Origin of the sequence: Desulfuromonas thiophila (assembly GCF_900101955.1) — a bacterium.
In the GTDB taxonomy this organism is placed as follows: Bacteria; Desulfobacterota; Desulfuromonadia; order Desulfuromonadales; family Desulfuromonadaceae; genus Pseudodesulfuromonas; species Pseudodesulfuromonas thiophila.
Genome location: NZ_FNAQ01000001.1, coordinates 190,712 through 217,284, shown reverse-complemented (window position 1 = coordinate 217,284; position 26,573 = coordinate 190,712). Strand labels below are relative to the sequence as shown.

Sequence of the window (26,573 nt, the reverse complement as noted above, 5' to 3'; positions counted from 1 at the left end):
TCTCAGCGCTTCACCCACAAAGGATATCTTTTCATGCACGCTTCACACCTGCGTCTTCGGCGCTTCGGTTTCGCCGCGCTACTCCTTATCCTGCTGTTATGTGGCCATGTCGCCGCCGCGCCAGCACCACCGGCCAGCTTCGATGCACAGCGGGCGAAACTGCTCGGCTTCATCCTCAGTCAGCACTTGGTGCGACACCATTACAGCCACAAATCCATCGATGACACCCTGTCACGGGCAGCTTTCGACCTGTATATAAAACAACTGGATGCACAAAAACGTTTTCTGCTTAAAACCGATTTGCAACAACTCAAAGCCTATGAGGCCTACATCGACAACGAGATTCGCCGTGGCACCATTCATCTCCCGCTGCATGCCGCCGAACTGCTGCAGCAACGCCTGACCGAACTGGCCCGCCTGGTCGACGAACTCCTGCAGCAGCCCCTCAATTTTGAACTGAACCGCCAGATCGAAACCGACCCGAAAAAACTCGACTTCTGCGCCACGCCGGCCGATCTGCGCGCCCGCTGGCACGACATTCTGACCTATCAGGTTGCCAACAGCTTCCTCGACCTGCAGGAGGAAGCCCAAAAAGCCGCCGAGCGGCCAGAGAATCCCGAGCCACTGCCGGACGACGCCACACTGGAGCGACAGGCGCGTGAAAAGGTCGCCAAACGCTACCGCCATCTGTTCGCCCGCATGGCCAAAGAACAGCTGCAGGACTATTTCGATCGCTATCTTGACGCCATTGCCCGTGCCTACGACCCCCACAGCCTGTATCTGCCGCCGGAGCAGAAGGAAGATTTCGACATCCACATGCGCGGCTCCCTCGAAGGCATCGGCGCCCTGCTGCGTGAAGATGAGGGCTATATCAAGGTTGTCAGCCTGATTCCCGGGGGTGCCGCCCAGCGCCAGGGCCAGCTGGAGAGCGAGGACATCATCCTGAAGGTGGCCGAAGGCAACCGGGAGCCCGTCGACATCAGCGACACCCGCATCCGCGATGCCGTCAGCCTGATCCGTGGTCCCAAGGGCAGCACGGTCCGGTTGCACATCCGCAAACCCGATGGCAGCCGACGGACCATCGCCATCGTGCGCGACACCGTCCAGATCAAGGAAACCTTCGCCCGCGCTGCCCTGCTCGAGATGCCGGACGGCAGCCGCTACGGCTATCTGAAGATTCCCAGCTTCTACCGCGACTTTACCAACGGCAAAAAAACCGCCCGCAATGTCACCGACGATGTCCGTCGCGAACTGGCCAAGCTGCTGACCAAAGGCATCGGCGGTCTGGTGCTGGATCTGCGCAACAACGGCGGTGGCTCGCTGACCGATGCTGTCGACACCACCGGTCTGTTCATCGACCAAGGGCCGGTAGTACAGATCCGCGACAGCGAACAGAAGGTGGAGGTGCTGGCCGACGAGGAACCCGGCAGCATCTATGACGGACCGTTGATCGTGCTGGTTAACAAGTTCAGCGCTTCAGCGTCGGAGATTCTGGCCGGAGCACTGCAGGACTATGGCCGTGCCATTGTGCTCGGCAGTCGTCATACCCACGGCAAGGGCACGGTGCAGGCGGTCATTGATCTGGACAGCAATCTGCCCTTGCGCAACATGGAGAAATATAAGCCCCTCGGTGCCTTGAAAATCACCGTGCAGAAGTTTTACCGCGTCAGTGGCGCCTCGACCCAGTACCGCGGCATTGAAGCCGACATCGTGCTGCCGGATCGTTTCGAAGCCATCAAGAGTGGCGAACGCCACATGGATTATTCGCTGCCGTGGGACACCATCGCCGCCACGGACTATCAGCCTCTGACCGCCAGCTTCAATCTCGAACAGCTACAGGCAGCGAGTTCGCGGCGGATCGCTACCAACCCCGAATTCATCCGTATCGCCGAACAGGCCGAGCGCGCCCGCCGCCGCCTGGACGACAGCCGCCGGAGCCTGCAACTGGCCGACATCCGCGCCGAACGGCTGGAACTCAAGGACGCGGTCGACGAGATGGATCAGGACCAGGAAAAGGAAGATTCACCGCAGGACGATGCCGCCCTGCAGGAAGCCTTGGCCAAGGACGCCTATGTCCAGGAATCTCTCCATCTGCTGCAGGACATGGCTGGCCAGCCCCTGAGCGCACCCCTGCGGGCCGCCCTGCTTTGATGCACAGTCCCACAGGCTGATGAACAACGACCTGTAGCGCCCATGGATGGGCACCCAAAATCAATCATTGCTCCACAATGAATTGTATTTTTTGAGCAAGACGAAAAAGTGCATTTTCGGCCTGCGTCGTTGAAAAAGCCCTGGAGAGGACTTTTTCAACATCCTGCTGAAGCCCTACACCGCCGGGAGAAATCACCATGTCGGGTCACCTCATCCTCGTTTCCGCCGAGATCCAGGCCCTGCTGCAGTTCAATCAAGACTTCTCCCGCCGGGAGGGTTTCGAGTTGCTGGTCGGCAATGACGGCGAGGACATCCTCCGTCAAGCCCGGACACGCCGCCCGGATATCATTTTCGTCGCGCCGCAACTCTCCTGCCAGAATCCCACCTGCATCTGCCGGCAACTCAAGGAGGATGACCAGTTGCACGGCATCCCGGTGGTCGCCGTCATCGACGGGAACGATCCCGACGAGCGGCGCCATTGCATTGCGGCGCGACCCGATGATGTGCTGTTCAAACCCATCAACCAGCACCTGTTTCTGGCCACCGCCCGCCGCACGTTGGGGCTGGCCCACCGCGCCTTCTACCGCCTGCAGACCAGCCTGATTGTCCAGTTCGGTCCCGCCCGCGATCAGTTGCGCGCCGCCTGTGCCTACAACCTCAGCAGCGGCGGCATCTTCATCGCTACCGAGACGCCGCCATCCCTCAACAGCTCCCTGTGTGTTCTGCTCGATCTGCCGACGGGCCGCGAGCCGATCCTGTGCCAGGCCATCGTCACCTGGATCAACGACCGCGACCAGCCGGCCAGGCCGGAAATCCCGGCCGGCATCGGCCTGCAGTTTCTGTCCCTCAACCTGTCGGAGCTGTTTGCCATCCGCGACTATATCGCCTGCCACGAGCAGGACCACGAGGGTTCCGGCAGACCACACTAAGCAGGTCTAAAGCGCGTCGGGCAAACGGTTTTTGCCTGCTTTTTCGTCACAGTCTATTGACAGGCAAGCGACGAACATCGTAATACTGTCAGCTGCCATTTAATTATACCGTATACAATTTGTATACAATCCGCAGTCGAGAAATCCGACTGCAAAACCCCGTTATTACGGGCTCATGTCCTGCCATCGCTTTCAACTTATCTCAAGTGGAAGCAGGGTTCTGTTGTTGTTCATTCAACGAAGGGGAGATTACCGATGGAATGGAAAAAAAAGGTTCGGGCCGGGCCCTGGCTGGCCCCTGTGCGTGACAATCAACTGCGTCTTTTTCGCCTCGTCAGCCCTGTAACGATAGCGCGGAACTGAACATGGCTTGATTTAAAACCCCTTTGACAAGAAAGTGGATTGAAATGATTAAAATCACCAAGGGCCTGGATCTGCCAATCAGTGGCAGCCCCGAACAGAAAGTCTACGACGCCCCTTCGGTCAAGTCCGTCGCCCTGCTCGGCCCGGACTATGTCGGCATGAAGCCGAGCATGACCGTCAAGGTCGGCGACCAGGTCAAGCTGGGCCAGCTTCTGTTCACCGACAAGAAAAACGAAGGTGTCAAATTCACCTCTCCCGGCTGCGGCAAGGTCGTAGCCATCAATCGCGGCGAGCGCCGCGTACTGCAATCCGTTGTCATCGAACTCAACGGCGACGATGCCGAGATCTTTGCCAGCTACAAGGAAGCCGAACTGGATGGCCTGGCGCGCGACAAGGTTGTTGCCAACCTGGTCGATTCCGGCCTGTGGACGGCGCTGCGCACCCGTCCCTTCAGCAAGATTCCGGCCATTGACAGCACGCCGGCAGCCATCTTCGTCACCGCCATGGACACCAATCCCCTGGCCGCCCGCGCAGAACTGCTGATCAAAGAGGAAGAGCAAGCCTTCGCCAACGGCCTGAAGGTGCTCAGCCGACTGACGGATGGCAAGCTTTATGTCTGCCAGAAACCCAATGTGGTGCTGCCGCGTATCAACGGCGCCAGCTATGAGGAATTCGACGGTCCCCATCCGGCGGGACTGCCCGGCACCCATATCCACTTCCTCGCACCGGTGAATGCCGCCAAGACGGTCTGGTATATCAACTATCAGGACGTTATCGCCTACGGCAAGTTCTTCCTCAGCGGCAAGATTCCGACCGGGCGCATTGTCGCCTTGGCCGGCCCGGGCGTCAGCCAGCCGCGGCTGCTGCGTACCCGTATGGGTGCCAACCTGCAGGAACTGACCGCCGGCGGCCTCAAGCAGGGTGAGCAGCGCATCGTTTCCGGTTCGGTACTGCACGGCGCCACGGCGGCTGGCCCGCTGGCCTTCCTCGGTCGCTACCACCTGCAGGTGAGCGTGCTGCCGGAAAAACGGGATCGTGAATTCCTCGCCTCGCTGACCGCCGGCGCTGACAAGTTCTCGATTAAACGCGCCTTCCTCACCGCCTTCACCGGCGGGCCTTCGGGTGAAATGAACACCAGCACCTACGGCCGGCCGGGCAACATCCTCGATATCGGCTCCTTCGACAAGGTGATGCCGCTGGATATCCTGCCGGGCTTCCTGCTGCGCGCCCTGTGCTCCGGCGACACCGATGAGGCCCAGAATCTGGGCTGCCTGGAGCTGGATGAGGAAGATCTGGCGCTGTGCACCTTTGTCTGCTCGGGCAAGAAGGAATACGGCCCGCTGTTGCGCAGTGCACTCACCACCATCGAGAAAGAAGGATAGCCGCCGTGAAATTACTCGAAGATTTGAAACCCGATTTTGACAAGGGCGGGAAGTGGGAAAAGTACGCTGCGGTGTACGACGCCATCGACACGACCCTCTATTCGCCGGCCAGCGTCACCAGCGGCCCGGTTCATGTACGCGACAGCATCAACCACAAGCGTGTCATGAGCATTCTCATGCTGGCCCTGTTGCCCTGCATCATGATGGCCATGTGGAATAGCGGCTACCAGATCAACCTGACCCTGGCCCAGATGGCCGGTGGCGCCGCACAGCCGGGCCTGAGCAATCACACCTCCCTGGTGGCCAACCTGCTTAAGGGTGCCGGCCTGTTCCTGCCGGTGCTGCTGGTCAGCCTGATCACCCAGGCCATCTGGGTCACCGTTTTTGCCGCCATGCGCAAAAAGAACATTGATGCCGGCTTCCTGGTCACCGCGACCCTGATCGCCCTGCTGATGCCACCCACCGTACCCCTGTGGCAGGTGGTGCTGGCTACCTCCTTCGGCGTGGTTATCGGTCGTGAAATTTACGGTGGCATTGGCATGAACTTCCTCAACCCGGCGCTGGTGGCCTGGGGCTTCATGTACCTGGCCTATCCGTCCTCGCTGACCGGTGAAACCGCCTGGACCGCCGTCGACGGCTACAGTGGTGCCACCCCCCTGACCATGGCGCTGAACAACGGTCTGCCGGCCCTGAGCGAGCTCGGCATCAGCTGGAAAGCGGCCTTCCTCGGCACCATCCCCGGCACCATGGGTGAAACCTCGGCGCTGGCCTGCCTGATCGGTGCTGCCATCCTGCTGGTCAGCGGCATCGCCAGCTGGCGCATCATGGCCTCGATCCTTGTCGGCGTAACCGCCGTTTCCTCCCTGCTGTGCATGTTCAATCCGGCCGCTCTCAACCCGGCCTGGCATCTGGTACTCGGCGGCCTGGCCTTCGGTCTGGTGTTCCTCGCCACCGATCACTCCTCGGCGGCCATGACCGGCCTGGGCCAGTGGATCTATGGTTTTATGATCGGCGCTCTGGTTGTTGTCGTGCGCGTCTTCAACCCGATGATGCCGGAAAGTGCCGCTCTCGTTATCCTGTTCGGCAATGTCTGTGCTCCGCTGATCGATCGCCTGATCGTCAATGCGCATATCAAAAAAAGGAAGCTGCGCCATGTCTAATGACTCCATCGTAAAAACCTTTCTGGTCGCCTTTCTGCTGTGCGCGGTCTGTTCGGTTCTGGTGTGTCTGGCGGCCATCGTCCGGATCGATCGTGAAGCCTACAACAAACAGCTGGAGGTGCGCAAAACCGTGCTGGCCGCAGCAGGCTTCAGCGAAGAAATGAAAGGCGGCAATATCGACGAACTGTTCGCCAACAACTTCGAACCTCGTGTGGTCGACGTGGCCAGTGGCAACTATACCGATGCGGTCGATGTTGCGACCTATGACGATCGCGAGGCCCTCGACATGGCCGACATGGTCATCAAAGCCCCCGAAGGCAATGAAGCCGGCATCGCCAATCAGGTCAAATACGCCAAGGTTTATCTGACCAAGGATGGCGGCGTGGTTCTGCCCATCCGTGGCGCCGGCATGTGGGGCCCGATGCTCGGCTACATCGCTGTGGCCGCCGACGGCAGCACCGTCAAGGGTCTGACCTTCTTTCAGCACGCCGAAACACCGGGTCTGGGCGCCGAGATCGATAACCCCCGCTGGAAGGCTCAGTGGCCCGGCAAACAGATCTTTGACAACAGCGGCGCCGTGGCCATCAAGGTGGTCAAAAACGGCAAGTACGATCCCAATGCGGCGGATGCCGCCACCACCATCGACGGCCTGGCCGGCGCCACCGTCACCGGCAGCAAGGTCCAGGGTGTCGTGCGTTACTGGTTCTCGGATAGTGGATTCGGCAAATACCTTGCCAATCTGAAAGCGAAGAGAGGTTAATCATGGCTAAAGCTAAAGACGCGCTGCTGGATCCGTTGCTGAAGAACAATCCCATCGCGCTGCAAATTCTGGGAATCTGCTCGGCCCTGGCGGTCACCAACAAAATGTCCACCGCCCTGACCATGTCCATCGCTGTAACCCTGGTCACCGGCTTCTCCAATGCCGGCGTCAGCGCCATCCGCAACCATATTCCCAACAGCATCCGCATCATCGTGCAGATGACCATCATCGCTACCCTGGTCATCATCGTCGATCAGATGCTCAAGGCCTTCGCCTACGAAATGAGCAAGGCCCTGTCGGTTTACGTCGGTCTGATCATCACCAACTGCATCGTCATGGGCCGTGCCGAGGCCTATGCCATGAAAAACCCGGTTTACGAGAGCTTTCTTGACGGTATCGGCAACGGCCTGGGCTACTCCCTGGTACTGCTGCTGGTCGGTTTCGTACGCGAACTGTTCGGCTCTGGTAAAATCTTTGGCCTGACGATCCTCAGCCCGACCAACGATGGCGGCTGGTACGTCACCAACGGCCTGATGCTGCTCGCTCCCAGCGCTTTCTTCCTGATCGGCTTCATCATCTGGGCGTTGCGCACCTGGAAGCCTGAACTCCAAGAAGAATAGGAACCGATATCATGGCTCATTATTTCACGATATTTTTCAACTCTGTCTTCATCGACAACATCGCTCTGAGCTTCTTCCTCGGCATGTGTACCTTCATCGCCCTGTCGAAGAAGGTCGATACCGCCTTCATGCTCGGTATCGCGGTCGTCGCCGTTGAGCTGGTCACCGTACCGGTCAACAATATCCTTTATAACCTGCTGCTGAAAAAAGGGGCTTTGGCCTGGGCCGGCTACCCGGAACTGGACCTGAGCTTCCTCGGCCTGATCACCTATATCGGCGTAATCGCTGCCATCGTTCAAATTCTGGAGATGGCCCTCGACAAGTATGTGCCCGCCCTTTACAACGCCCTGGGCATCTTCCTGCCGCTGATCACCGTTAACTGCGCCATTCTGGCCGCTTCGCTGTTTATGGTCGAACGCGATTACAATATCGTGGAAAGTACGGTTTACGGTGTCGGTGTCGGTGTCGGTTTCGCTCTGGCCATCTGCCTGCTGGCCGGTATCCGTGAAAAACTGGTTTACAGCGATGTGCCCAAAGGTCTGCGCGGCGTCGGCATCACCTTCATCATTGTTGGTCTGGTTGCCATGTCCTTCAAAGCGTTCTCCGGACTGCACTTCTGACGCTCCGGCAAACTGAATAAAGGATTGATACTATGGACTTAGTAATAGCAGGATCCGTGATGTTCACCGGAATCATCCTTGCTCTGGTTGTCGTTATCCTGGCAGCCCGCAAGAGCTTGGTTCCCAGTGGTGACATCAAATTCGAAATCAACGACAATCCAGACCTGACCCTCACGACCAAGCCGGGTGGCAAGCTGCTGGGGGCGCTGGCCGACAAGGGCATCTTCATCCCTTCGGCCTGCGGCGGTGGTGGCACCTGCGGTCAGTGCCACATCAAGGTCTATGAGGGCGGCGGCGACATCCTGCCCACTGAAACCAGCCACATCAACAAGCGCCAGGCCCGCGAAGGTCTGCGGCTGGCCTGCCAGGTCAACGTCAAGCAGGACATGAAACTCGGCATTCCGGCCGAGGTGTTCGACATCAAGAAGTGGGAATGCACCGTACGCTCCAACGAGGGCCGCGCCACCTTCATCAAGGAACTGGTGGTCCAGCTGCCCGAAGGTGAAAACTGCGACTTCCGCGCCGGCGGCTACATCCAGATCGAGGCGCCCGCCCACGAGCTGTCCTACTCGGACTTCGACATTGAAGAGAAGTATCGCGAGGACTGGGACAAGTTCAACCTGTGGCGCTTCAAGTCGGTGGTGAAAGAGCCGATCATGCGCGCCTACTCCATGGCCAACTACCCGCTGGAAAAAGGCATCATCATGCTCAACGTTCGCGTCTGCCCGCCGCCGCCCAACGCGCCGGATGCCCCTCCGGGCCAGATGTCGTCGTTCATCTTCAACCTCAAGCCCGGCGACAAGGTCACCATTTCCGGCCCCTACGGCGAGTTCTTCGCCCGCGAGACCGACAACGAGATGGTCTTTATCGGTGGTGGCGCCGGCATGGCACCGATGCGCTCACACATCCTCGACCAGCTGCTGCGCCTGAACACCAAACGCAAGATGACCTACTTCTACGGCGCCCGCAGCGCCAAGGAAATGTTCTACGTCGACGAGCTCAACGACCTGCAGGAGCGTTTCCCCAACTTCAAGTGGTACTGCGCCCTGTCCGATCCGATGCCGGAAGACAACTGGACCGGCCCGGTCGGGTTCATCCATCAGGTCATGTACGATCTGTACATCAAGGATCACGAGGCACCGGAAGATTGCGAATACTACATGTGCGGTCCTCCCATGATGGCCAATGCCGTCACCAAAATGCTCATGGAGCAGGGCGTCGAGCGTGAAAACATCATGTTCGATGACTTTGGCGGCTAAACCGCTATACTTTGATGCAATGACGGCAACCGCCAGTTCTGCAGCCCGCAGCTCTGGCGGTTGCTCCATCTGGTGCGCAGCAGACGAGAAAAGGAGGCCCCATGCCCTACGGACAAGCCAAGGAATTTATTCAGCACGCCCGCGATTTTCACCGCAAGGCCAGTGAGTTTTACCAGCAACTGTGCGACACCTCCGACCAGCCGCGTGTCAAGCTGCTGCTGGACTACCTTGCCCGCCACGAGAAGCACCTTGAGCGGGCCCTGTCCGACTACGAAACCAGCATCACCCGCAAGGCCATGGACACCTGGTATCAATTCGCCCAACAAGCCTGTACGTTTGAGCCTCTCAACAGCCTGAACTACGACAAAAACGTCACCACCGATGAAATCCTCGCCATTGGCGCCAAGATCGACGAATGCCTGATCAATTCCTACAAGGCCGTCCTCGATAAAGCCACCACGGCGGAGGTACGTGAAATCTTTGAAAGCCTGCTGCAGATGGAAGAACAGGAAAAACACGTCAAGGCCCGCATGGCGCTGGGCCTGCAGGATATGTGATTCCTGCCTTCTTTGTTCAACAACAGCCTCTCCGGTACCTCACCCTCGCGCTTTCAGCGGGGAAGAGAGATCGGTCGGGCGTTGACCGAGAGGCAATTCCGTCAGCCAGAGATTCATCCGCGACAGACAAGGGCCACGTTGCTGCAACGTGGCCCTTTTTTCCGATGGAGACAGATCATGAAACGCCCCCTTGTGCTGCTTCTGCTGCTGTTCGGTGCCTTGCTGGTCGGGCCGCGCCTGTTCCAGCCCGAGACCCTGCACGACAACGTCATTCTGAGCCTGAATGGTAAAACCATGGGCACCAGCTACAGCATCCGTCTGGTCGCCGACCAGATGGCGGCCGACAGTGAACAGTTACGCGACCGGATTGATGGCTGCCTGGAACACATCAACGACCTGATGTCGACCTATCGGCCAGCCTCGGAGCTGAGCCGGATCAACCAGACGCCGGCTCATCAATGGTTCGCGCTGTCGCCCGAAACCTTCGGCGTTCTCAAGGCTGCCCAGCAAATCAGCAAGCAAAGCGATGGCGCCTTCGATATCACCGTCGGCAGGCTGGTCAATCTGTGGGGCTTCGGGCCAACCATCAATCTGCAGCACATGCCGGACGCAAAAGAAATAACCCGATTGCGCAGCGCCCTTGGCCATGACAGGCTGCAGCTGCGCGACGATCCCCCGGCCCTGCTCAAAGCTGGCAAGGAGCTGGCCCTCGACTTGTCAGCCATCGCCAAGGGCTACGGCGTCGATGCAGTGGCCCAGCTGCTGGAACAGCTGGGTTATCACAACTACATGGTCGAAATCGGTGGCGAAATCCGCACCCGGGGGCACAAACCGGGTCAGCAACCCTGGAACATCGCCATCGAGCGCCCGGATGTCAGCGGCCGGGTCGCCCAGAAGATTCTGCACCTGACCACAACCGCCATGGCTACCTCCGGCGATTACCGCAACTATTTCGAGCAGGATGGCAAACGCTACTCCCACACCATCGATCCCCGCACCGGCTATCCCATTGAGCACCGGCTGGCCTCGGTTTCAGTCCTGCACGACTCCTGCATGATGGCTGATGGCTACGCCACGGCACTGATGGTGCTGGGGCCGGAAGCCGGCATGGCTCTGGCCGAGGAGCTTGATCTGGCCGTCTACATGCTGGTAAAAGACGGCGACAGCTTCACCAGCCGGCGCAGCAGCCGATTTGACAAATACCTCGCGGCGCAATAAAACAACAACGTCCCGCTCAATTCCACGGGCACTGGCCGCCCGTCAATGGCATATAATTCCTGGCGCAGGCAACCAGCCCGCACCCTCAACCCTTTGCCCCGAGGAATCCGTATGAAACTGCTACTACCGGCCCTGCTGATCTTTTTGCTGGCCTTTTTGGGCCTCTCTCTCGGTATTCTGTTCAAGCGACCCGGCATCAGCGGAACCTGTTCAAGCGCCAGCAAGGACCCCCGTCTGGCCGACCTTAAATGCACCTGCGGCCGCGAGGACAGCGACGCCAGCTGCGACAACAGCCCAACCATCGAGGTCATCTGTCCTCAACAGAATCCCGAACAGTACCGCCAGCTGCTGGCGGGGCTCAACGAGCCACCCCAGAACAGCAAAAACGCCTGAAGTCAGCCGATTGCCGGGAGGCAACAACCCTCCAGCAGAATCTCACCGTCTTCAGGCGCTCAGCACTCCTGTCGGTCCGGCAACCGCGTCGCCGCCAGCGTTCAGTCCGTCGCGTCAGCCTCCGTTTGTGCCGCCCTTGGCGGCACAACAGCCGGTGGCGCCGCGTAGACTACCCGATTGCGGCCCGCCTGCTTGGCCTGATAGAGGGCCGCATCGGCACGCGCCATCAATTGACCTTCCTCCTCCTGTGTCGGCACAAAGGTGGCCACACCGATACTGATGGTCACACGCAGATCAGGACAGCCGAGTTGCTCGTCCCTGCCGACCAGACAGCGATCGGCCAGCCAATGACATAGCCGTTCCGCCAACACCATGGCACCCTGGCCTTCGGTATAGGGCAACAGCACCACCAACTCCTCGCCGCCATAGCGAAACACCAGGTCGAAGTCACGCACACTGCCCTTGATGGTCTGCGCCAGCGCCTGCAGCACCCGGTCGCCGACGGCATGACCATAGGTGTCGTTGACCTTTTTGAAATGGTCCACATCGATCAACATGGCCGACAGCGGCAGTCCGTAACGGCGGCTTTTGGTGGCTTCCTGCCGCAAACACCGATCCAGGTGACGACGGTTATAGATACCCATCAGCGGATCGGTAATAATTTCATGCTCCAGATGACACAGCCGCATCACATCGTCGGCGGTTTTGGCCGACAGCCAGCAGACCACCAAGACAAAGACCGCGCCAAAAAAGAAGACAGCCGGCACCACCAGGTCAGCCCAGTGCTCGGCCCGGTTCCAGGCCAGGACGGCATAGCCCAGATAGCCGGCAAAAAATAGCAGAATCAGACCCGACAGGAACATCCAGGCCATGCGATTGGCGCCCGGCGGCAGACGTCGTCGCATGTAACCCAATGGAACCAGCGCCAGCAACAGCAACAGGCTGCCGGCCAGAACCAGAAAATCCGCCAGAAGTGCCATATTCTCCTCCCTCCACAGCCCTGCTGCCGCCGGATTACCAGGGTCTGGTGTTCCCGCCGGTTTCGCCCGCCATTCTCCGCCTTAAGACATAAAAACATCGGCATAGCCGCATAATGTCGACGATGTGCAAATCACCGGCCAGAATGATCGATTCGTTGCAAAAAAGCTGCGCTGCCGACCTGCTGTGTTCAGCTCCTCAATGGGCGCATTTCGCGGTTGGGCTTCGCCCCCGTTCTGAGGTATGCTGCCGAGTCGATAAAACAAGGTTTCCGTTTACCCGCCACAGCAATAGCAGAGGAGAGTCCATGTTCGCCAAGGTTCCCCGCACCGAACTCGACAGCCGCATGCAGCGGCTGCGTCAGCGTCTTGAGCAGGATTGCCCCGACTGGCGTCTGCTGATCGTTACCAGCAAAATCAACCAATTCTATCTGACCGGCACCATGCAGGACGGCTTGGTACTGATTCCGCGTGACACAGCCGCGAGCTACTGGGTGCGCCGCAGCCTGCAGCGGGCCGAGGATGAATCGCTGTTCGGCGACATCCGCCCAATGGGCAGCTACCGCGACCTGGCCGCCGCATTAACCAGCGTGCCGGAAACCGTCCATCTGGAAAGCGAGCGTGTCCCCCTGGCCGTCTATCAGCGCCTCAACAAGCATTTCGGCTTCCGCCAGTTTGCCAGCGCTGATCTGTCGCTGGCCGCCACCCGCGCCGTCAAGAGCGCTTACGAGTTGGAGCGGCTGGAGGAATCGGGCCGTATTCACCAGCGTATTCTCGAACAGCGCGTGCCTGGCCTGCTGCGCGAAGGCATGAGCGAGGCCGAATTCGCCAGCGCTCTGTATCCTGTAATGGTGGAGGAAGGCCATCACGGCATCGCCCGCTTCGGCATGCACGATACCGAGGTTTTGCTCGGCCACATCTGCTTTGGCGAAAGCTCCATCTACCCCACCTCCTTCGACGGCCCTGGCGGCAACTTCGGCATGAGCCCGGCCGTGCCCCTGCTGGGCAGTCGTCAACGCTTGCTGCGCGCCGGCGATCTGGTCTTTGTCGATATCGGCTGCGGCGTCGACGGTTACCACACCGACAAAACCCTCACCTACGTCTTCCGTGGCCAGCTGCCGGCCGCGGCTATCGAAGCCCACCGGCGCTGTGTCGCCATTCAGGATGAAACGGCCGCCCTGCTGAAACCGGGCGCCATTCCCTCACAGATCTATGGCCGCATCACGGCCGCGCTGGATAATGATTTCCTGCAAAACTTCATGGGTTTCGGCGAACGGCAGGCCCGCTTTCTCGGCCATGGCATCGGCCTGCACATCGACGAATGGCCGGTTCTGGCCAAGGGCTTCGATGAACCGCTGCAGGAAAACATGGTACTGGCACTGGAGCCAAAAAAAGGCATCCCCGGTATCGGCATGGTCGGCACCGAGAACACCTTTGTTGTCACACCGCAGGGCGGCCGCTGTCTGACCGGCAACCATCCCGGCCTGCTTGCCGTCGCCTGAACCGCCCTGCCCGCAAGCCGGACGACACAAACAGCAACGCCCCGACGTAAAATCGTCGGGGCGTTGCTGTGACAGACACTGCCCCTCGACAAAGAGGCAGAGGGAAATTAGCGGAATATTGGAAAAATTCCGGCCGGGGCTTTTTCAACAACGCCAGCCGAACAGGCACTTTCCGTCCTGCTCACAAAATAAATCTATTATTGATTATTGAGCAAGGATTGATTTTGATCGCCCAGCCATGGGCGCCACCGGCTGTTTGTCAACAGCCGGTCAATGGGGCCGGCGGCCGGGCCGAAACACCGGCCTCAGTCACCCAGGCGCTGACCAGCGAGGCCTCGGTACAATCGAAATAGAGGTTGCGCTGGGCTGTCAGCGGCAGGCAGTCATGCCCCAGTTCGGCCGGGTCCATCTGTTCCCGTGCCAGATCGGCGCGCGTCTGCGCCGTTACCTTGAACCCTTCGCAACAACAATAGAACGGAACGCCGTCGGCCCGCGCCGCCAGGGCCAGCAGACGTGTACCCGCCTTGTTGACAATACTGCCATCGACCAGCAGACTGTCGGCACCCACCAGCGCCAGATCGGCCTCGGCCACAAACAGGCCCAGCTGCGCATCGGTAATCAGCCGCACCTCATGCCCCAGACGCAGCAATTCAGCCGCCAGCCCGACACCTTCATTGAGCGGCCGGGACTCACTGACAATCAGCCGCAGTCGCGCCGGCGCCAGCTCGGCAAACAGCAGCCGCAGGGTGGAACTGGCACTGTGGGTGATCAGACACTGACCGGGGCGCAACCGCCGCGCCATATGTCGGGCAGCGGCTTGACTGGCCGCCAGCGAAGCGGCAGCCACCGCCTGGGCCTGAGCTGCCAGCCCGTCGGCCAGCTTCCCCGCTGCTGCGGCTGGCTGGTACAGCCGCTGACGCCACAGCTGCAGCAGATTGGCCACCACCGCCATGCTTGGCCGGCAGCCCGCCAGCAGACAACAGCGCCGCTCCAGTTCGGTCCGCAGCCGGTCGTCATCCAGTGCGGCCAGGCTCTGGCAGCTGGCGGCCAGCAACGCCAGGGCCTGACGGGCCAATTCGCTGGCGCCGTGCCGCCGGTCAGCCCGCAACGCCGCCAGAGCATGCCTGAACGCGGCCTCATCCATCAGCTCTGCGCCTCCGTCATGGCCTGCCGCTCCAGCTCCAGGCAGGTCTGCAGCGCCTGCGCCAGACGCGGTACCGTCGGCAGGGCGGCCAGCTCCTCGGGCCGCACCCAGCGCCAGCCGTCGTGCTCCCAATCGGTTCGCAGGTGGGTTTGCCGCATCAGTTCAAACAGAAAAGGATGCACCAGCCAGTGTCGGCCGAGGGCGTCATCGTCGACCGGCAGGGGCGGCGCCGCCACCACCAGATGCAGCTGGGCCGGTCCCAGCCCGGTCTCCTCGTTCAGTTCACGCCAGACCTGGGCCTCGGCGGTGGCCTCTTCGACAAAACCACTCACGCCGGCCCAACAGCCACGATAGCTGCCCACCCGCTCACTGCGGCGCAGCAGCAGGATGCGCCCCCGATAACGGACAAAAGCGGTAACCACAGCCGTCAGGAGCTCAGACGGACGGGTCGGCGACACCCCGGTCATGGCGTCAGTCCGCCGCCTTGATCTGATCCCAAATCTTCGAATACAGGGCGTTATCGGCACCCAGATCACGAATCGGCTCGCATTTGCCAAGCAATTCCTGCGGCACGAAGATGGTCGGATCGGCACGAACCTCGTCCGGCAGCAGGGCATAGGCCGCCAGGTTGGGGCTAAGGAAATAGACATAGGCAATGTTCTGCGCCGCCACCTCCGGCCGATGGATAAAGTCAATAAAGGCGTGGGCCAACTCGACCTTCTGCGCGCCCTGCGGAATTACCATGTCATCGCTGGCGATGCTGCCGCCCTCGCGCGGCAGGGCATAGCCGATATCCTCGTTCTCCTCCATGGTCTGCTGGATATCGCCATTATAGCCATGCACCAGCAGAAATTCGGCCGAAACCAGGCCGTTCTTGTACTGGTCGGTTTCAAACTTGGCAATGTTGCGCTTCCAGGCAATCACCAGGTCACGCGCCTCGGTCAGCTCCTGTTCGTTGACCGTATTCAGGCTGTAGCCCAGGGTTTTGAGCGCCGCGCCAAGGGTTTCACGCATGTCATTGAGCAGGGTCATCCGACCAGCCAGATCGGCTCGTCCGAACATCGTCCAGGAGGGCTCGAAATCGGCCACCCGGCTTTTAAGATAGCCAATACCGGCGTTGCTGACCATGTAGGGCACGCTGTGATGCATGGCCTCGTCCTCGGTAAAACGCAGATAGACCGGATCGATGTGCTTGAGGTTGGGCAGCCGGTTGTGATCAAGGGGCTGCAGCATGTTCTGCTGCTGCATGATCGCCACCATGTAGCTGCTCGGAAAAATCAGGTCATAGCCGGTGGCGCCCGCCTTGAGCTTGGCGAACATGGCTTCGTTAGAATCGAAGAAGTCCATCACCACCCGGCAGCCCTGTTCGGCTTCGAACTGCTGCACCAGTTCGGGCTTGATGTAGTCGGACCAGGTATACAGATGCAGAACCGGTTTGTCTTTTTCGCAGCCGCACAGCGCCAGCAGCGTCACCATCATCAGCAGCACAGATTTCATTGAAGTTTTCCCTTCGTCAGACGTTGAACAGCAAAGACCACCGCAAAGGTCAGCACCAGCAGCAGGGTCGAGAGGGCATTGATCACCGGCGGCGTGCCATGCCGCATCATGCTGTAGATCTGGATCGGCAAGGTGGTGGAACCCGGTCCGGCGGTAAAAAAGGAGATGACAAAATCATCCAGCGACAGGGTAAAGGCCAGCAGGGCCCCCGCCAGGATGCCCGGCGCCAGCAGCGGCAGAAACACCCGCCACAGAATCGTCCACCAGCCGGCGCCGAGATCCTGCGCCGCCTCGATGATGCTGAAATCGAAATCCTGCAGCCGCGCCAGCACCACCATGGCCACATAGCTGATGCAGAAACTGGTATGGGCCAGCATGATGGTGGTAAGCCCGAGAGAGACCCCCAGATGAACAAACAGCAGCAGCAAACTCATGCCCAGCAGCACATCGGGCACCACCAGCGGCGCATAGACCAGCGTGTAATGAACCTGCTGCCAGCGACTGTGGTACCGGTGCAGGGCAAAGGCGGCCAGGGTGCCCAGCACCGTCGCCACCAGGGTTGCCACCAGTGCCACCAGCAGGGTATTGACCAGCGCCTGCCAAACCCGCTCATTGGCCAACAGTGCCCGGTACCAGTGCAGCGAAAAACCGCCCCAGACACTGCCGAAGCGTGAGGCATTGAAGGAGTTGACCACCAGAATCACAATCGGCAGATAAAGAAACAGCAGGCACAATGCGGTGATCAGGCGAAAGGCGGCACAGCGGCGCATGCTAGGCCCCCTCCTTGAGCGCCACCGGCTCTTCCGGCCGCTTGCGGTTGAGCAGCAACGCCAGCAGCAGCGGCACCATCACCGCCAGGGTCAACAGCGCCGACAGGGCGCTGGCCTGGGGCAGATTACGATCGACAAACACCCGCTGGGCAATCTTGTTGCCGAGCATCTCGCTGGCCGGTCCGCCCATGATATCGGGGATGACATAGGAGCCCAACGCCGGAATGAACACCACCAGTGCCGCCGCCAGTAGGCCACGGCGGACACCGGGTAAAAACACCGTGCAAAACGCCCGCCACGGCCGCGCGCCCAGATCCTGCGCGGCTTCGAGCAAACCGAAATCGAAACGTTCGGCGGCGGCGTACACCGGCAGAATGGCAAAGGGCAGATAGGTGTAGACCAACACCAGCAGCACGGCGCCCTCGCAATACATCAGCGAGGCCTCCGGCGCTACCAGCCCCAGCAGCAGCAAGCCCTGCTTGACCAGACCTTCGGGATGCAGCAGTACCTTCCAGGCAAAGATGCGAATGAGAAAATTGGTCCAAAACGGCAGCACCACCAGCAACAGCAGCAGCCGCTTGAAGCGCTGCCGCGCCCGCGCCAGGGTATAGGCCACCGGCACCGCCACCAGCAGACAGATCAGCGTGGTGACCGCGCTGAGCCACAGGGTACGCCAGATAATGGCCGGATAGTTCGGGCTGTACAGCCGGGCGAGGGTCTCCAGCGTCCAGCCGCTGCCCAACCCGCCATAGGGATCGGCCGGCCGGAAGCTGGTGGAAAACACCATCAGGGTCGGCAGCAGAAAAAACAGCGCCAGCCACAGCAGCGACGGCAGGGTCAGCCAGCATTCGGAGCGGCGCGACCGTCTCATGCCTCGTCCTCCGGCGGCAGCGACAGCAGGGCTTCGTGCTCCTCGGCGTAGCGCTGCAGCATGTAGCCGTCATCCTCATGCCAGCCCAGGGCAACCTCTTCACCCCACTGCAGCGGCTGCTGGTCCAGCAGATAGCGGCTGTGCTGCACCGCCACCGCCAGACGGTATTCGCCCACCCGCACCCAGAAACGGCTTTCGCCGCCCAGGTAGACCTTGTCCTCAACCCGGCCGCTAAAACGGTTGCGCCCCAGTTCCAGCGGCTGACGGCTCAGCCGCATCTTTTCCGGCCGCACGGACAAATAGACCAGTTCGCCCTGACGCCGGCCCCGGTCATTGTAGCACCAAACCTCGCCCAGACCTTCAATGGCCAGGCGGCAGTAGTCACCCTCCTGCGCCACCACACGGCCTTCAAAAAAATTGGTGTCGCCAATAAAAGCAGCAGTAAAACTGCTTTCCGGCGCCTCGTACACCTCGACCGGCGTCCCCACCTGCTCGATCTGGCCGTCATTCATCACCGCCAGCCGGTCGCTCAGGCTCATGGCCTCGCTCTGGTCGTGGGTGACATAGACAAAGGTGGTGCCAACCTCATCATGAATCTCATCCAGTTCGATGAGCATGCGTTTGCGCAGCTTCAGATCCAGCGCCGCCAACGGTTCATCCAGCAGCAGCACCTTGGGCCGCTTGACCAGCGCACGGGCGATGGCGACCCGCTGCTTCTGGCCGCCACTGATCTGGTGCGGTTTTTTATCGCCCTGTTCGCGCAGTTGCACCAACTCCAGCATGGCCTCCACCTGACGGTCGATGTCCCGCCGTGGCAGCTTTTCCAGCTTCAGGCCAAAAGCGACATTTTGCCGCAATGTCAGGTGCGGGAATAACGCATAGTTCTGAAACACGGTATTGACCGGCCGCTTGTGCGGCGGCAGCGCGGTGATATCGCGCCCCTGCAGCAGCACCCGGCCACTGTCCGGCTGCTCGAAACCGGCGCAGATGCGCAACAGCGTCGTTTTGCCGCAGCCGCTCGGCCCCAGCAGCGAAAACACCTCGCCCTGACGAATGGCCAGCGTCAGTTCGCGTACCGCCCAATCCTGGTCAAAGCGTTTGCTGACCCGGTCAAACAGCAGAAAATCATCCATCGGTTTCCGTCTCCACCCCTGGCGTTTTCACGCCCGACTGCGATTTCATCATGCAGCATCCATCGGGACGGGAAAATAACGCATTTAGCTATAATGTAGTAGGCCCTTGTTCGCTTCTGGTAAGAAAATGAGCAAAAAGCGGGCTCGCCAAGGGCCAGCCCCCTCCGTCAGCAGGCATGAACCCACCAGACCTGCCGAAACCAAAAGAAACGTATGGCTTATACTTGATATGATGAACGGTGAGGGTATCAGGAGCAAAGCAGAAAGGAGAAATTATCGATGCGTTTTACCACGATTGATCTTTTAACCATCGCCGGGAAAGAAGCCATCGCCATTTCTACCAACGGCACGGTAAAACCGGACGGCTCAGCCAACATGGGACGGGGCAACGCCCTCGCCGTGGCGGCCCGCTTTCCGGCCATTGCGGCCAAACTGGGGCACCTGATCCAGACGAGTGGCAACCATGTCCACGACCTGGGCAGCAATATCTTCAGCTTTCCGGTGGAAGAAACCTGGCTATCCCAGGCTGAGCTGCGCCTGGTAAAACGTTCAGCGCAGGAACTGCTGGCGCTGGTCGAAGCGCGCGGCATCGACCGGATCACGCTGCCCCTGCCGGGTTGCGGCAAAGGCGGCCTCGACAGAACCGAGGTCATCGCCGTTCTCGAACAAATTTTTGACGACCGCTTTCTTGTCACGCAGCAACCCGACAACCTGCCCGGTTCAATATCTGTCAAAGATAGTCCAGCAGGCTTAAAGAAGCAATCCGGCTGCTGACGGCCAGCGCAGCCTCCAGGGCCTGTTCCGCTTGGGCCATTTCGCTGACAACCTGAGTCAGGTCAGCATCTTCATAACACGACAGGGTGCTCTGCAGTTGCAGTTGGGCATCCTCCAGCAACACTAGGCTGTCATCCAGGCGGGCATTGTTGCTACCTAGAATGCCACGCTGACTGCGAATCTGCTCCGCCGCCTGTTCGAGGGTTGCCAGCTTTTCGTCCAACACCGCGCTGTCGCCAGTCAGCAGGGCGGCCTCCAGCGCATCAACTTCGCCAAAAACATCGACGGGCGCTATAAACAAAACATCCCCCGTCAGATTGCTCTGCACGGTTTCGCCCGGCCCACTTTCGATCCATTTGGTATCCGTGGTGCCACCATAAACCACTGGATCACCACTGAACGGTACAATCTGGTCATTAAATCCGGCAAAGAGATATTTCCCGTCAACCTGGGCGTTCGCCACATCCAGTAACTGCTCTTTAAGCGTTACGACCTCTTTGGCGTAAGTCGTTAGGTCCGCCTGGGAGGCACTGCCATTGAGCGCCGCCGTAGTGATTTCCGTCAACCGCTGCATGACGTTCTCAGCCGACCCGAGATAGCTGTCGGCGCTGTTCATACGATCCTGCGCGGTGGCAATGTTTTCCATATGGCGCTCCTGCATGGTAATCCCGCTGCGACTGCTCAGAACCGTTCCCACAGCGGAGGGGTTATCCGACGCTAAACGGAATTTCTCGCCCGTGGTAGCCTGCAGGTAGAGCCGGTCAACCCGACTGCTGGCCTTGCTCAGATTATGCTGGACACTGCGGTACTGGCCCATTGCCGTAGAACGCATGATCAGTCTCCTATTCCCATAAGAATGTCGAGCATTTCTGCCACAACGCTGACATATTTGGCTGCGGCTTCATAGCCGCTCTGATATTGGGCCATCAGCAGGACTTCCTCATCAACCGACACGCCGGCCAGGGCATCACGCAAACTCTGCGCCTGCACCAGCGCATCTTCGGAGGTTTCCAGATCATAGCTGTTCTGCTCCACCGCCAGCCCCAGCTTCGCAGCCACGCGGCTGTAAAATTCGTTGAGCGTGCTGCCATCGATCAGATTTTCACTCTGCAACGCCACCAGCGCCAACACATTGGTGTTGTCGCCCGTGGCACTACTGGCGCCGGCGGCAATCTGGCTGCCGCTGGTCAGCGCCAGAGACAGGGAGGCCGCTGAGCCACTCCAGAGTTCGGCCGCCGGATCCGTGGGACCAACAACGGTGAAAAAAACACTGCCGCTGTTGCCTTCGGCATCCAGACCGCCGCCGTGAACCGAATTCACCTGCGTCGCCAGACCATAGGCCAGCTGATCGAGCTGGGAGCGCACCGTCTGGATCGTTTCGTCACGCACGGACATCAGCCCGCCAATCCGGCCGCCAAGATCCTCCAGCCCGAGGCTGGCCTGAGCACTGCCCATATCCAGCGACAACAAAACTGCACCATCCACCCGTTGGGCCTCCAGCAGGTTGGCGCTGCCACCCTCCACCAAGGTCAGTCCCGACGTAAGCTGGGCTGAAATCATGCCGTTGCTGCTCTCATAGGTCTGGATACCGATGGTTTCAGAAATCTGCTGCACCAGCAGATCGCGTTCATCGCGCAGACCATTGGCCGTCTGTCCGCTGGCCTCCGTCGACAGAATGCGGACATTGAGATCGGCCAGTTGTTCCAGTTGCTGATTGAGCCCGCCAATTTCACCTTCAATGCTGACATTGATACTTTCTTCCACCTGGCCGAGCTCCTGCTCCATCTGATTGAACTGGTCCGCCAGGGCGTCGCCGGCCTGCAACACCTGCTGCCGCACCACCGTGCTGGCCGGATCAGTACTGAGCGACTGCCATGCCTCGAAAAAGGCATCGATTTCGCCCGCCAAACTGGTGTCTGTGACACTGAGAATCCGTTCGATTTCCGCCAGCGGCTCAGCCATGGCATCCTGCTCGCCATAAGCGGCGCTTTTACTGATCAGCTGGCTGCTGACAAATGCTGACCCTTGCCGGCCAATACCGCTGACGGTCGCGCCCAGTCCCACCATAGTGCCGTTGTATTCCAGACTTGGAGCCGCAGAAACCTCCAGTGTTTGCCGCGAATAACCTTCCGTGCCGGCGTTGGTGACGTTATTGCCGGTCACCTCCAGTCCTTTCTGACTCACCATCAGCCCGGTTTGGCCGATGTACAGCGCACTGATCAGACCCGCCATCGCTCAGATCCTCCCCTGTAACAGGCACTGCACCCAGGACTGCGGCGCCATACGCCCCCCCGGCCCGTAGCAGCGGCCGGCGGGCAGCTGAAAATAATGCGTCAGGCAGGTCGCGGCTTGCTGGCCGGCCCACGCAAACAACCGACCGTTCCGGCGGTTCTCACGGGCCAGACGGCGCAACAGCTGACGCTCCGCAGCCGCGGGCGCAACCAATGGAAACAGATTCAACCGCATCAGCAGACTGGTTTTTTCCTGTGCCAGCCGCCGCAGTTCATTCATCCGCAGCTGACAGGCGCAGTCCCGTTCGCGCCGCAGCAACTCGGCCAGCTGATTCAATTCATCGCGCACTTCAAAACACATGAGACGTCTCCTCCCACAGCATCAGCGAATCAGGTTGATCACTTCCTGCAGCATCTCATCCACGGTGGTAATCACCTTGGAACTGGCGGAATAACCATTCTGAATCGTGATCAGATTGACGAATTCCTGTGACAGATCGACATTGGACAGCTCCAGCGAATTGGTGTACAGCACCCCTTGCGCCGCCCCCGGCGTACCGACTTTCGGATCACCGGAATAGGCGCTGACAGCGTAGAGACTGCCGCCATCCTTCACCAGTCCCCCCGGATTGGTAAAGGTGGCCAGGGTCAGGGTGGCGACGTTGCGGGTTTCACCATTGGAATAGCTGACGCTGATCACACCATCACTGCCGATGGTGGTCGACACCACCTCGCCCGGCGCATAACCATCCTGACTCTGGGAAAACACCACCGAACTGCTGTTGAACTGGGTGGTGTCAAAGCGGATAGCGATGGTCTGACTGGCATCGGCACCATTGGCCCAGGCCAGACCAACCACGTCGAGATCAAACTCGGAAGCTCCGCTGAGGCTGCCATCACTGGCAAAGGTCAAAACACCCGAGCCGATAAGAGTAGCGCTTTCCGCGCCGGCCACGCTGGCATCCAGATCCGTGCTGGCCACCACCGTGTTCCATGACCAGGTCTGGTCGTCGGTCTTGGTGAAATAGGTTGTTACCTGGTGACTTTCTCCCAGGGCATCGTAAATGGAAGTCGAAGTCGAATAGTTGGAGGTGTTGACTGGATCGGCGATGTCAAAACCATCCGCCATGCCGTCAGCATCCTGGTCGATGATTTCCGAACCGGCATTGAGGTTGGTGGTCAGCACGATACTGCTGGTCGACTGTGCCGGCACCTGACTAACCATGTCCACCTGGATATCAGTCGGGTCGCCACCACCAGCCGTACCATCCGCATTGAACAACTGACCCTGCACACGGTAACCATCGGCATTGACTAGATAGCCGTCGCCATCGAAACTGAAGGCGCCATTCCGGGTATAGAGCACCTCATCACTTCCGGCGGCGCTGACCATGAAAAAGCCGTCGCCCTCGATGGCCAAATCGGTATTGCTACTGGTGGACTGGAACGACCCCTGGCTGAAACTGGTCTGCACCGTAGAAAGCCCCGTACCGCGCCCAACCTGGTTCACTCCACTGGCCGAGGAGGAAATGGTGGCGGAGAGCAAATCGGCAAACACCGTCGAACTTGATTTGAATGCCACGGTATTGCTGTTGGAAATATTGTTGCCCGTCACACTCATGGCTTCGGAATTGGTCTGCAGACCGCTGACCCCACTGTAAAGCGTACTTGAAAGCCCCATTGTTCCTCCTTTTCGGCCGCCGGCAGGCTGCCGTCATCGTTGTCAGGCCAGCAGAGCGCTGTCGATCCGGGTCAACACCTGCTGACGCATCTGGCTCTGTTCCATCACGGTCACCACCAGCGACTGAGGAACACTCAGCACCAGCACCAGACGATCAAGCAGTACCGCCGCACTGCAGCTACCCTTGGCGCGCAACAATTCGAGTGCCTGCTGGGCGCGATCCAACTGCCCGGCGTCAAGGGGCAGGCCTCGGTTGGCCATGCGCTGACGAGCATGGGCGGAAAAACGCAACGTTGCGGAACCCTGCTCCATTCCCTGACCTTCCTGCGCAACCCGGACCGGCATCACTGCCCTCCCACGTTATAGAGATCCGCCAGATCCAGCTGCCCGGCAGCGGTCAGCAGCACCGCGCTGCTGCCACTGAGATCCACTTCGGTGACGATAGCGCGTACCAGCGGCAAGGCCTCCTCTTCAGCCAGCAGGTTGCCGCCGTTGCCGGCATTGACCACCATCTGATAGCTGCCACTGGCCAACGCATTGCCATCGGCATCAGTACCATCCCAACTGAAAAAGGTCTGGCCGGCGGCAACATCGCTGAAACTGAACGTATTCACCACGGCGTTGTCGCTGTCGAGAATGCTCAGCGTCACGTCTGTGGCCGGCGTTGTCAGCCCGAAGCCGACCTCGACCGGCTCACCGGCGGACAGACTAAAACTGCTTGTCTGGGCGACCACCTGCTGATCGAGCAGATTCAGGCTGGCAAACTGCTGGTCATTGACCGCGGCGGTTATCACCTGATCAAGTTTGTCGTTGGTCAGGCTCGCCTGTTCGACATTACTGAAAGTCGCCAGCTGCGCGATAAACTCGGTATTGCTCTGCGGTTCCAGCGGATCCTGGTTCTGCAACTGGGCAATGAGCAGTTCGAGGAAATCCTCCTGCCCCAGACTGCTGGTGCCGGAGGTGGAACTGCTGCTGTAACTGGACAGACTTTCGCTGATCACACTGATGGACATGGCGCTGCTCCCTGATAAAAAGTCCGTTAAAAACCGCCTCTGACAGAGCGGCAGTTAGTCATCGTTATATTTTTCAAAGAAAGACGTGATATATTCAGATTGGCTGTTGAGTTCAGACACCAGCAGCTCCAGCGCATTGAATTGCGCCGTCAGGGTTTCCTCGCGTTTTTCCAGGCGGGTTTCCATCCGTTCGATGCTGGTATTGAGACGTTCGATGTTGGCGTCGTTGGAAGCGATTCTGCTGGCGCTAAAGCCGGTGCTGCTGTCAAGCTGGTCATCAAGGTAGCTGCTGATCTGCTTGGCCAAACCGGGGGAATCCGCATCGCCGACAAACAGGCTCTGCAAATCGCTGAGATTGGTGGACAGGGCGGTGCTCAGAGTGGTGCTGTCGTAGGACAGCTCACCACTTTTGGAATCCGTCGTAAAACCGAGGGCTGCCAGACTGTTGTAACTGCCGCTGGTGCTGCTACGGTTCGACAGCAGGGTCTGCAGCTTGCGTTCGATGCCGCGAAAGGTCGTTCCCAGGCTGCTGTCGGCAGCGCTAGCCTCATCAATGAAGGTAAGAAATTCATTATAGGTGGAAACAAAGCTGTCAATTTTCTCTACGATGGCGTTGGGATCGCTTTTAACCTGCACTAGTTGGGCGCCATCACTGCTCAGGCCCGTCAGATCCAGACTGACGCCGTAGATGGCCCCTGTCACCGTGTTGCTGTCCGAGGTGATTTCGATGCCGTCCACCATCAGCCGCGCCAGGGAACCCTCCAGCGTATGGCCGTCTCTGGCGCTGTCGATGCTGATACTGCCGCTGCCCAGAATATCCGGCGTGGTGGCAGCATTATCGGCCGTCAGAACCAGCCGCAAACCGGCGTCACTGCCATCATCGATAATGCTGGCAGTGACGCCGGTGTCGGCATCATTGATGAGATCGGCGAGATCCATCAGCGACTGATTTTCGTACGTAAGAGTGGTTTCACCGATGATCAGACTACCGCTCAGTTCCGCTGTGGTCGAACTGACAAAGCCTTCAGCACTGATGTCTTTCTGCTGCCGGGCCAGACTGAGCACCTCGACCTGGTAGCTGCCGGCCTTGGCGTAACCGCCAACCGTGGCACTAAATGGCGCGGAACTTGCCGTCAACACCTGCCAGGAGTTAAAATCCGAAGCCGAATCAAACGCATTGACGGCACTGGCCAGTTCCCCCAGCAGCGTATTGCAGTTGCTGTAGGTTTCGTTCCGGGCTTCCAGGTATTCGACCTTGCTTTCCAGCAGGGTGACGGGAGCACGCTCGACCTCAATAAGCGAAGAGATCAAGGACTCGGTATCCAGCCCGGTAGCCAGACCGCTAAAAGTAATCGTTGACATGACAGCGCTCCTTTTCCAGAGGTTCTCTCAGTGAGCAATCGTGTTGCACTGATAGCCTCTTCGTAACTTCAGGAGCTATTTTATATAGTAAATTCGTATAGTTATGTTTCTATCTGGTTACAGGATTTCCTTCCTGCGCAATAAAGCGCTACAGGTTGTTACAAAAGGGCTGCGGACACAAAAAAACCGCCCGGGGGGGCGGCGAA

28 protein-coding genes are annotated in these 26,573 nt (G+C 59.6%); 13 read left to right on the top strand and 15 right to left on the bottom strand.

Annotation, left to right across the window (positions count from 1 at the left end; genetic code table 11):
- Positions 1 to 33 precede the first annotated feature (33 nt).
- Complete coding sequence (locus BLR80_RS00940; protein WP_092075343.1) at positions 34 to 2,151, top strand: carboxy terminal-processing peptidase; 2,118 nt, start codon at positions 34 to 36, stop codon at positions 2,149 to 2,151.
- A gap of 64 nt (positions 2,152 to 2,215) precedes the next feature.
- Here BLR80_RS00940 and BLR80_RS13290 read toward each other — a convergent pair whose 3' ends face one another.
- Entirely contained in the window at positions 2,216 to 2,350 is a 135-nt protein-coding gene (locus BLR80_RS13290) for a hypothetical protein (RefSeq protein ID WP_281241564.1), read from the bottom strand.
- Between BLR80_RS13290 and BLR80_RS00935 the strand changes: the two genes are divergently transcribed.
- The 10 genes from BLR80_RS00935 to BLR80_RS00890 all read left to right on the top strand — a co-directional run bounded on the left by BLR80_RS00935 (position 2,349) and on the right by BLR80_RS00890 (position 11,412).
- The gene (locus BLR80_RS00935) at positions 2,349 to 3,080 is read left to right on the top strand and encodes a PilZ domain-containing protein (RefSeq protein ID WP_092075342.1); all 732 of its coding nucleotides are present in this window, start codon (positions 2,349 to 2,351) and stop codon (positions 3,078 to 3,080) included. The two genes, BLR80_RS13290 and BLR80_RS00935, sit on opposite strands and share 2 nt — an antisense overlap.
- A gap of 407 nt (positions 3,081 to 3,487) precedes the next feature.
- Positions 3,488 to 4,825 (top strand): Na(+)-translocating NADH-quinone reductase subunit A, encoded by a 1,338-nt coding sequence (locus BLR80_RS00930; RefSeq protein ID WP_092075341.1) that lies wholly within the window; start codon positions 3,488 to 3,490, stop codon positions 4,823 to 4,825.
- Between the two features lie 5 nt (positions 4,826 to 4,830).
- Positions 4,831 to 5,985 carry an NADH:ubiquinone reductase (Na(+)-transporting) subunit B gene (locus tag BLR80_RS00925; protein WP_092075340.1) on the top strand — a complete coding sequence of 385 codons (1,155 nt, stop codon included), beginning with the start codon at positions 4,831 to 4,833 and terminating at the stop codon, positions 5,983 to 5,985.
- Positions 5,978 to 6,745, top strand: a complete 768-nt coding sequence (locus BLR80_RS00920) for a Na(+)-translocating NADH-quinone reductase subunit C (protein WP_171906267.1) — start codon at positions 5,978 to 5,980, stop codon at positions 6,743 to 6,745. Before BLR80_RS00925 ends, BLR80_RS00920 begins: the two co-directional genes overlap by 8 nt.
- Before the next feature lie 2 nt (positions 6,746 to 6,747).
- Complete coding sequence (locus BLR80_RS00915; protein WP_092075338.1) at positions 6,748 to 7,365, top strand: NADH:ubiquinone reductase (Na(+)-transporting) subunit D; 618 nt, start codon at positions 6,748 to 6,750, stop codon at positions 7,363 to 7,365.
- An 11-nt stretch (positions 7,366 to 7,376) separates the two neighbouring features.
- A complete protein-coding gene (gene nqrE / locus BLR80_RS00910) occupies positions 7,377 to 7,985 on the top strand; it encodes an NADH:ubiquinone reductase (Na(+)-transporting) subunit E (RefSeq protein WP_092075337.1) in 609 nt (202 codons plus the stop codon).
- Positions 7,986 to 8,017: 32 nt separating this feature from the next.
- Positions 8,018 to 9,244 carry an NADH:ubiquinone reductase (Na(+)-transporting) subunit F gene (nqrF, locus tag BLR80_RS00905; RefSeq protein WP_092075336.1) on the top strand — a complete coding sequence of 409 codons (1,227 nt, stop codon included), beginning with the start codon at positions 8,018 to 8,020 and terminating at the stop codon, positions 9,242 to 9,244.
- 101 nt (positions 9,245 to 9,345) lie between these two features.
- A complete protein-coding gene (locus tag BLR80_RS00900; RefSeq protein WP_092075335.1) occupies positions 9,346 to 9,801 on the top strand; it encodes a ferritin family protein in 456 nt (151 codons plus the stop codon).
- A 177-nt stretch (positions 9,802 to 9,978) separates the two neighbouring features.
- A complete protein-coding gene (locus BLR80_RS00895) occupies positions 9,979 to 11,019 on the top strand; it encodes an FAD:protein FMN transferase (RefSeq protein ID WP_092075334.1) in 1,041 nt (346 codons plus the stop codon).
- Between the two features lie 111 nt (positions 11,020 to 11,130).
- Complete coding sequence (locus tag BLR80_RS00890; protein ID WP_092075333.1) at positions 11,131 to 11,412, top strand: hypothetical protein; 282 nt, start codon at positions 11,131 to 11,133, stop codon at positions 11,410 to 11,412.
- Between the two features lie 101 nt (positions 11,413 to 11,513).
- Here BLR80_RS00890 and BLR80_RS00885 read toward each other — a convergent pair whose 3' ends face one another.
- Entirely contained in the window at positions 11,514 to 12,392 is an 879-nt protein-coding gene (locus BLR80_RS00885) for a GGDEF domain-containing protein (protein ID WP_092075332.1), read from the bottom strand.
- Positions 12,393 to 12,697: 305 nt separating this feature from the next.
- Here BLR80_RS00885 and BLR80_RS00880 point away from each other — a divergent pair, with 305 nt between their 5' ends.
- Positions 12,698 to 13,891: a M24 family metallopeptidase gene (locus tag BLR80_RS00880; protein WP_092075331.1), complete on the top strand. Its 1,194-nt coding sequence runs from the start codon at positions 12,698 to 12,700 to the stop codon at positions 13,889 to 13,891.
- Positions 13,892 to 14,150: 259 nt separating this feature from the next.
- Here BLR80_RS00880 and BLR80_RS00875 read toward each other — a convergent pair whose 3' ends face one another.
- Genes BLR80_RS00875 through BLR80_RS00850 form a run of 6 tightly spaced genes read right to left on the bottom strand, consistent with a single transcriptional unit; the run spans position 14,151 to position 19,306 of the window.
- Positions 14,151 to 15,035: an eIF2B alpha/beta/delta subunit family protein gene (locus BLR80_RS00875; RefSeq protein WP_092075330.1), complete on the bottom strand. Its 885-nt coding sequence runs from the start codon at positions 15,033 to 15,035 to the stop codon at positions 14,151 to 14,153.
- Positions 15,035 to 15,502 (bottom strand): NUDIX domain-containing protein, encoded by a 468-nt coding sequence (locus tag BLR80_RS00870; protein ID WP_092075329.1) that lies wholly within the window; start codon positions 15,500 to 15,502, stop codon positions 15,035 to 15,037. Before BLR80_RS00870 ends, BLR80_RS00875 begins: the two co-directional genes overlap by 1 nt.
- A gap of 4 nt (positions 15,503 to 15,506) precedes the next feature.
- Positions 15,507 to 16,532, bottom strand: coding sequence for an ABC transporter substrate-binding protein (locus tag BLR80_RS00865; protein ID WP_092075328.1), 1,026 nt, complete (start codon positions 16,530 to 16,532; stop codon positions 15,507 to 15,509).
- A complete protein-coding gene (locus BLR80_RS00860; RefSeq protein WP_092075327.1) occupies positions 16,529 to 17,302 on the bottom strand; it encodes an ABC transporter permease in 774 nt (257 codons plus the stop codon). Before BLR80_RS00860 ends, BLR80_RS00865 begins: the two co-directional genes overlap by 4 nt.
- 1 nt (position 17,303) lies before the next feature.
- Positions 17,304 to 18,173 carry an ABC transporter permease gene (locus tag BLR80_RS00855; protein WP_092075326.1) on the bottom strand — a complete coding sequence of 290 codons (870 nt, stop codon included), beginning with the start codon at positions 18,171 to 18,173 and terminating at the stop codon, positions 17,304 to 17,306.
- Positions 18,170 to 19,306 carry an ABC transporter ATP-binding protein gene (locus tag BLR80_RS00850; protein WP_092075325.1) on the bottom strand — a complete coding sequence of 379 codons (1,137 nt, stop codon included), beginning with the start codon at positions 19,304 to 19,306 and terminating at the stop codon, positions 18,170 to 18,172. The genes BLR80_RS00855 and BLR80_RS00850 overlap by 4 nt, the downstream gene beginning before the upstream one ends.
- A gap of 279 nt (positions 19,307 to 19,585) precedes the next feature.
- Here BLR80_RS00850 and BLR80_RS00845 point away from each other — a divergent pair, with 279 nt between their 5' ends.
- Positions 19,586 to 20,080: a macro domain-containing protein gene (locus BLR80_RS00845; RefSeq protein WP_216095154.1), complete on the top strand. Its 495-nt coding sequence runs from the start codon at positions 19,586 to 19,588 to the stop codon at positions 20,078 to 20,080.
- On the opposite strand, the gene flgL is transcribed toward BLR80_RS00845, so the two are convergent.
- Genes flgL through fliD form a run of 7 tightly spaced genes read right to left on the bottom strand, consistent with a single transcriptional unit; the run spans position 20,037 to position 26,367 of the window.
- Complete coding sequence (gene flgL / locus BLR80_RS00840) at positions 20,037 to 20,912, bottom strand: flagellar hook-associated protein FlgL (protein ID WP_092075324.1); 876 nt, start codon at positions 20,910 to 20,912, stop codon at positions 20,037 to 20,039. The two genes, BLR80_RS00845 and flgL, sit on opposite strands and share 44 nt — an antisense overlap.
- Positions 20,913 to 20,914: 2 nt before the next feature.
- Complete coding sequence (gene flgK, locus BLR80_RS00835) at positions 20,915 to 22,312, bottom strand: flagellar hook-associated protein FlgK (protein WP_092075323.1); 1,398 nt, start codon at positions 22,310 to 22,312, stop codon at positions 20,915 to 20,917.
- Positions 22,313 to 22,315: 3 nt separating this feature from the next.
- Positions 22,316 to 22,672: a hypothetical protein gene (locus BLR80_RS00830; protein ID WP_092075322.1), complete on the bottom strand. Its 357-nt coding sequence runs from the start codon at positions 22,670 to 22,672 to the stop codon at positions 22,316 to 22,318.
- 21 nt (positions 22,673 to 22,693) lie between these two features.
- Positions 22,694 to 23,992 (bottom strand): flagellar hook protein FlgE, encoded by a 1,299-nt coding sequence (locus tag BLR80_RS00825; protein WP_092075321.1) that lies wholly within the window; start codon positions 23,990 to 23,992, stop codon positions 22,694 to 22,696.
- Between the two features lie 42 nt (positions 23,993 to 24,034).
- Positions 24,035 to 24,304, bottom strand: coding sequence for a hypothetical protein (locus BLR80_RS00820; RefSeq protein WP_171906266.1), 270 nt, complete (start codon positions 24,302 to 24,304; stop codon positions 24,035 to 24,037).
- Positions 24,305 to 24,336: 32 nt separating this feature from the next.
- The gene (locus BLR80_RS00815) at positions 24,337 to 25,005 is read right to left on the bottom strand and encodes a flagellar hook assembly protein FlgD (protein ID WP_092075319.1); all 669 of its coding nucleotides are present in this window, start codon (positions 25,003 to 25,005) and stop codon (positions 24,337 to 24,339) included.
- Between the two features lie 54 nt (positions 25,006 to 25,059).
- Positions 25,060 to 26,367 carry a flagellar filament capping protein FliD gene (gene fliD, locus BLR80_RS00810; protein WP_092075318.1) on the bottom strand — a complete coding sequence of 436 codons (1,308 nt, stop codon included), beginning with the start codon at positions 26,365 to 26,367 and terminating at the stop codon, positions 25,060 to 25,062.
- Positions 26,368 to 26,573 lie beyond the last annotated feature (206 nt).

Excerpts from the sequence above, each read along its gene's own strand:
- BLR80_RS00940 (WP_092075343.1), top strand. The coding sequence starts at position 34 with ATGCACGCTTCACACCTGCGTCTTCGGCGCTTCGGTTTCGCCGCGCTA.
- BLR80_RS00935 (WP_092075342.1), top strand. The coding sequence starts at position 2,349 with ATGTCGGGTCACCTCATCCTCGTTTCCGCCGAGATCCAGGCCCTGCTG.
- BLR80_RS13290 (WP_281241564.1), bottom strand. The coding sequence starts at position 2,350 with ATGGTGATTTCTCCCGGCGGTGTAGGGCTTCAGCAGGATGTTGAAAAA.
- BLR80_RS00930 (WP_092075341.1), top strand. The coding sequence starts at position 3,488 with ATGATTAAAATCACCAAGGGCCTGGATCTGCCAATCAGTGGCAGCCCC.
- BLR80_RS00920 (WP_171906267.1), top strand. The coding sequence starts at position 5,978 with ATGTCTAATGACTCCATCGTAAAAACCTTTCTGGTCGCCTTTCTGCTG.
- BLR80_RS00915 (WP_092075338.1), top strand. The coding sequence starts at position 6,748 with ATGGCTAAAGCTAAAGACGCGCTGCTGGATCCGTTGCTGAAGAACAAT.
- nqrE (WP_092075337.1), top strand. The coding sequence starts at position 7,377 with ATGGCTCATTATTTCACGATATTTTTCAACTCTGTCTTCATCGACAAC.
- nqrF (WP_092075336.1), top strand. The coding sequence starts at position 8,018 with ATGGACTTAGTAATAGCAGGATCCGTGATGTTCACCGGAATCATCCTT.
- BLR80_RS00900 (WP_092075335.1), top strand. The coding sequence starts at position 9,346 with ATGCCCTACGGACAAGCCAAGGAATTTATTCAGCACGCCCGCGATTTT.
- BLR80_RS00895 (WP_092075334.1), top strand. The coding sequence starts at position 9,979 with ATGAAACGCCCCCTTGTGCTGCTTCTGCTGCTGTTCGGTGCCTTGCTG.
- BLR80_RS00890 (WP_092075333.1), top strand. The coding sequence starts at position 11,131 with ATGAAACTGCTACTACCGGCCCTGCTGATCTTTTTGCTGGCCTTTTTG.
- BLR80_RS00885 (WP_092075332.1), bottom strand. The coding sequence starts at position 12,392 with ATGGCACTTCTGGCGGATTTTCTGGTTCTGGCCGGCAGCCTGTTGCTG.
- BLR80_RS00880 (WP_092075331.1), top strand. The coding sequence starts at position 12,698 with ATGTTCGCCAAGGTTCCCCGCACCGAACTCGACAGCCGCATGCAGCGG.
- BLR80_RS00875 (WP_092075330.1), bottom strand. The coding sequence starts at position 15,035 with ATGGATGAGGCCGCGTTCAGGCATGCTCTGGCGGCGTTGCGGGCTGAC.
- BLR80_RS00870 (WP_092075329.1), bottom strand. The coding sequence starts at position 15,502 with ATGACCGGGGTGTCGCCGACCCGTCCGTCTGAGCTCCTGACGGCTGTG.
- BLR80_RS00865 (WP_092075328.1), bottom strand. The coding sequence starts at position 16,532 with ATGAAATCTGTGCTGCTGATGATGGTGACGCTGCTGGCGCTGTGCGGC.
- BLR80_RS00860 (WP_092075327.1), bottom strand. The coding sequence starts at position 17,302 with ATGCGCCGCTGTGCCGCCTTTCGCCTGATCACCGCATTGTGCCTGCTG.
- BLR80_RS00855 (WP_092075326.1), bottom strand. The coding sequence starts at position 18,173 with ATGAGACGGTCGCGCCGCTCCGAATGCTGGCTGACCCTGCCGTCGCTG.
- BLR80_RS00850 (WP_092075325.1), bottom strand. The coding sequence starts at position 19,306 with ATGGATGATTTTCTGCTGTTTGACCGGGTCAGCAAACGCTTTGACCAG.
- BLR80_RS00845 (WP_216095154.1), top strand. The coding sequence starts at position 19,586 with ATGCGTTTTACCACGATTGATCTTTTAACCATCGCCGGGAAAGAAGCC.
- flgL (WP_092075324.1), bottom strand. The coding sequence starts at position 20,912 with ATGCGTTCTACGGCAATGGGCCAGTACCGCAGTGTCCAGCATAATCTG.
- flgK (WP_092075323.1), bottom strand. The coding sequence starts at position 22,312 with ATGGCGGGTCTGATCAGTGCGCTGTACATCGGCCAAACCGGGCTGATG.
- BLR80_RS00830 (WP_092075322.1), bottom strand. The coding sequence starts at position 22,672 with ATGTGTTTTGAAGTGCGCGATGAATTGAATCAGCTGGCCGAGTTGCTG.
- BLR80_RS00825 (WP_092075321.1), bottom strand. The coding sequence starts at position 23,992 with ATGGGGCTTTCAAGTACGCTTTACAGTGGGGTCAGCGGTCTGCAGACC.
- BLR80_RS00820 (WP_171906266.1), bottom strand. The coding sequence starts at position 24,304 with ATGGAGCAGGGTTCCGCAACGTTGCGTTTTTCCGCCCATGCTCGTCAG.
- BLR80_RS00815 (WP_092075319.1), bottom strand. The coding sequence starts at position 25,005 with ATGTCCATCAGTGTGATCAGCGAAAGTCTGTCCAGTTACAGCAGCAGT.
- fliD (WP_092075318.1), bottom strand. The coding sequence starts at position 26,367 with ATGTCAACGATTACTTTTAGCGGTCTGGCTACCGGGCTGGATACCGAG.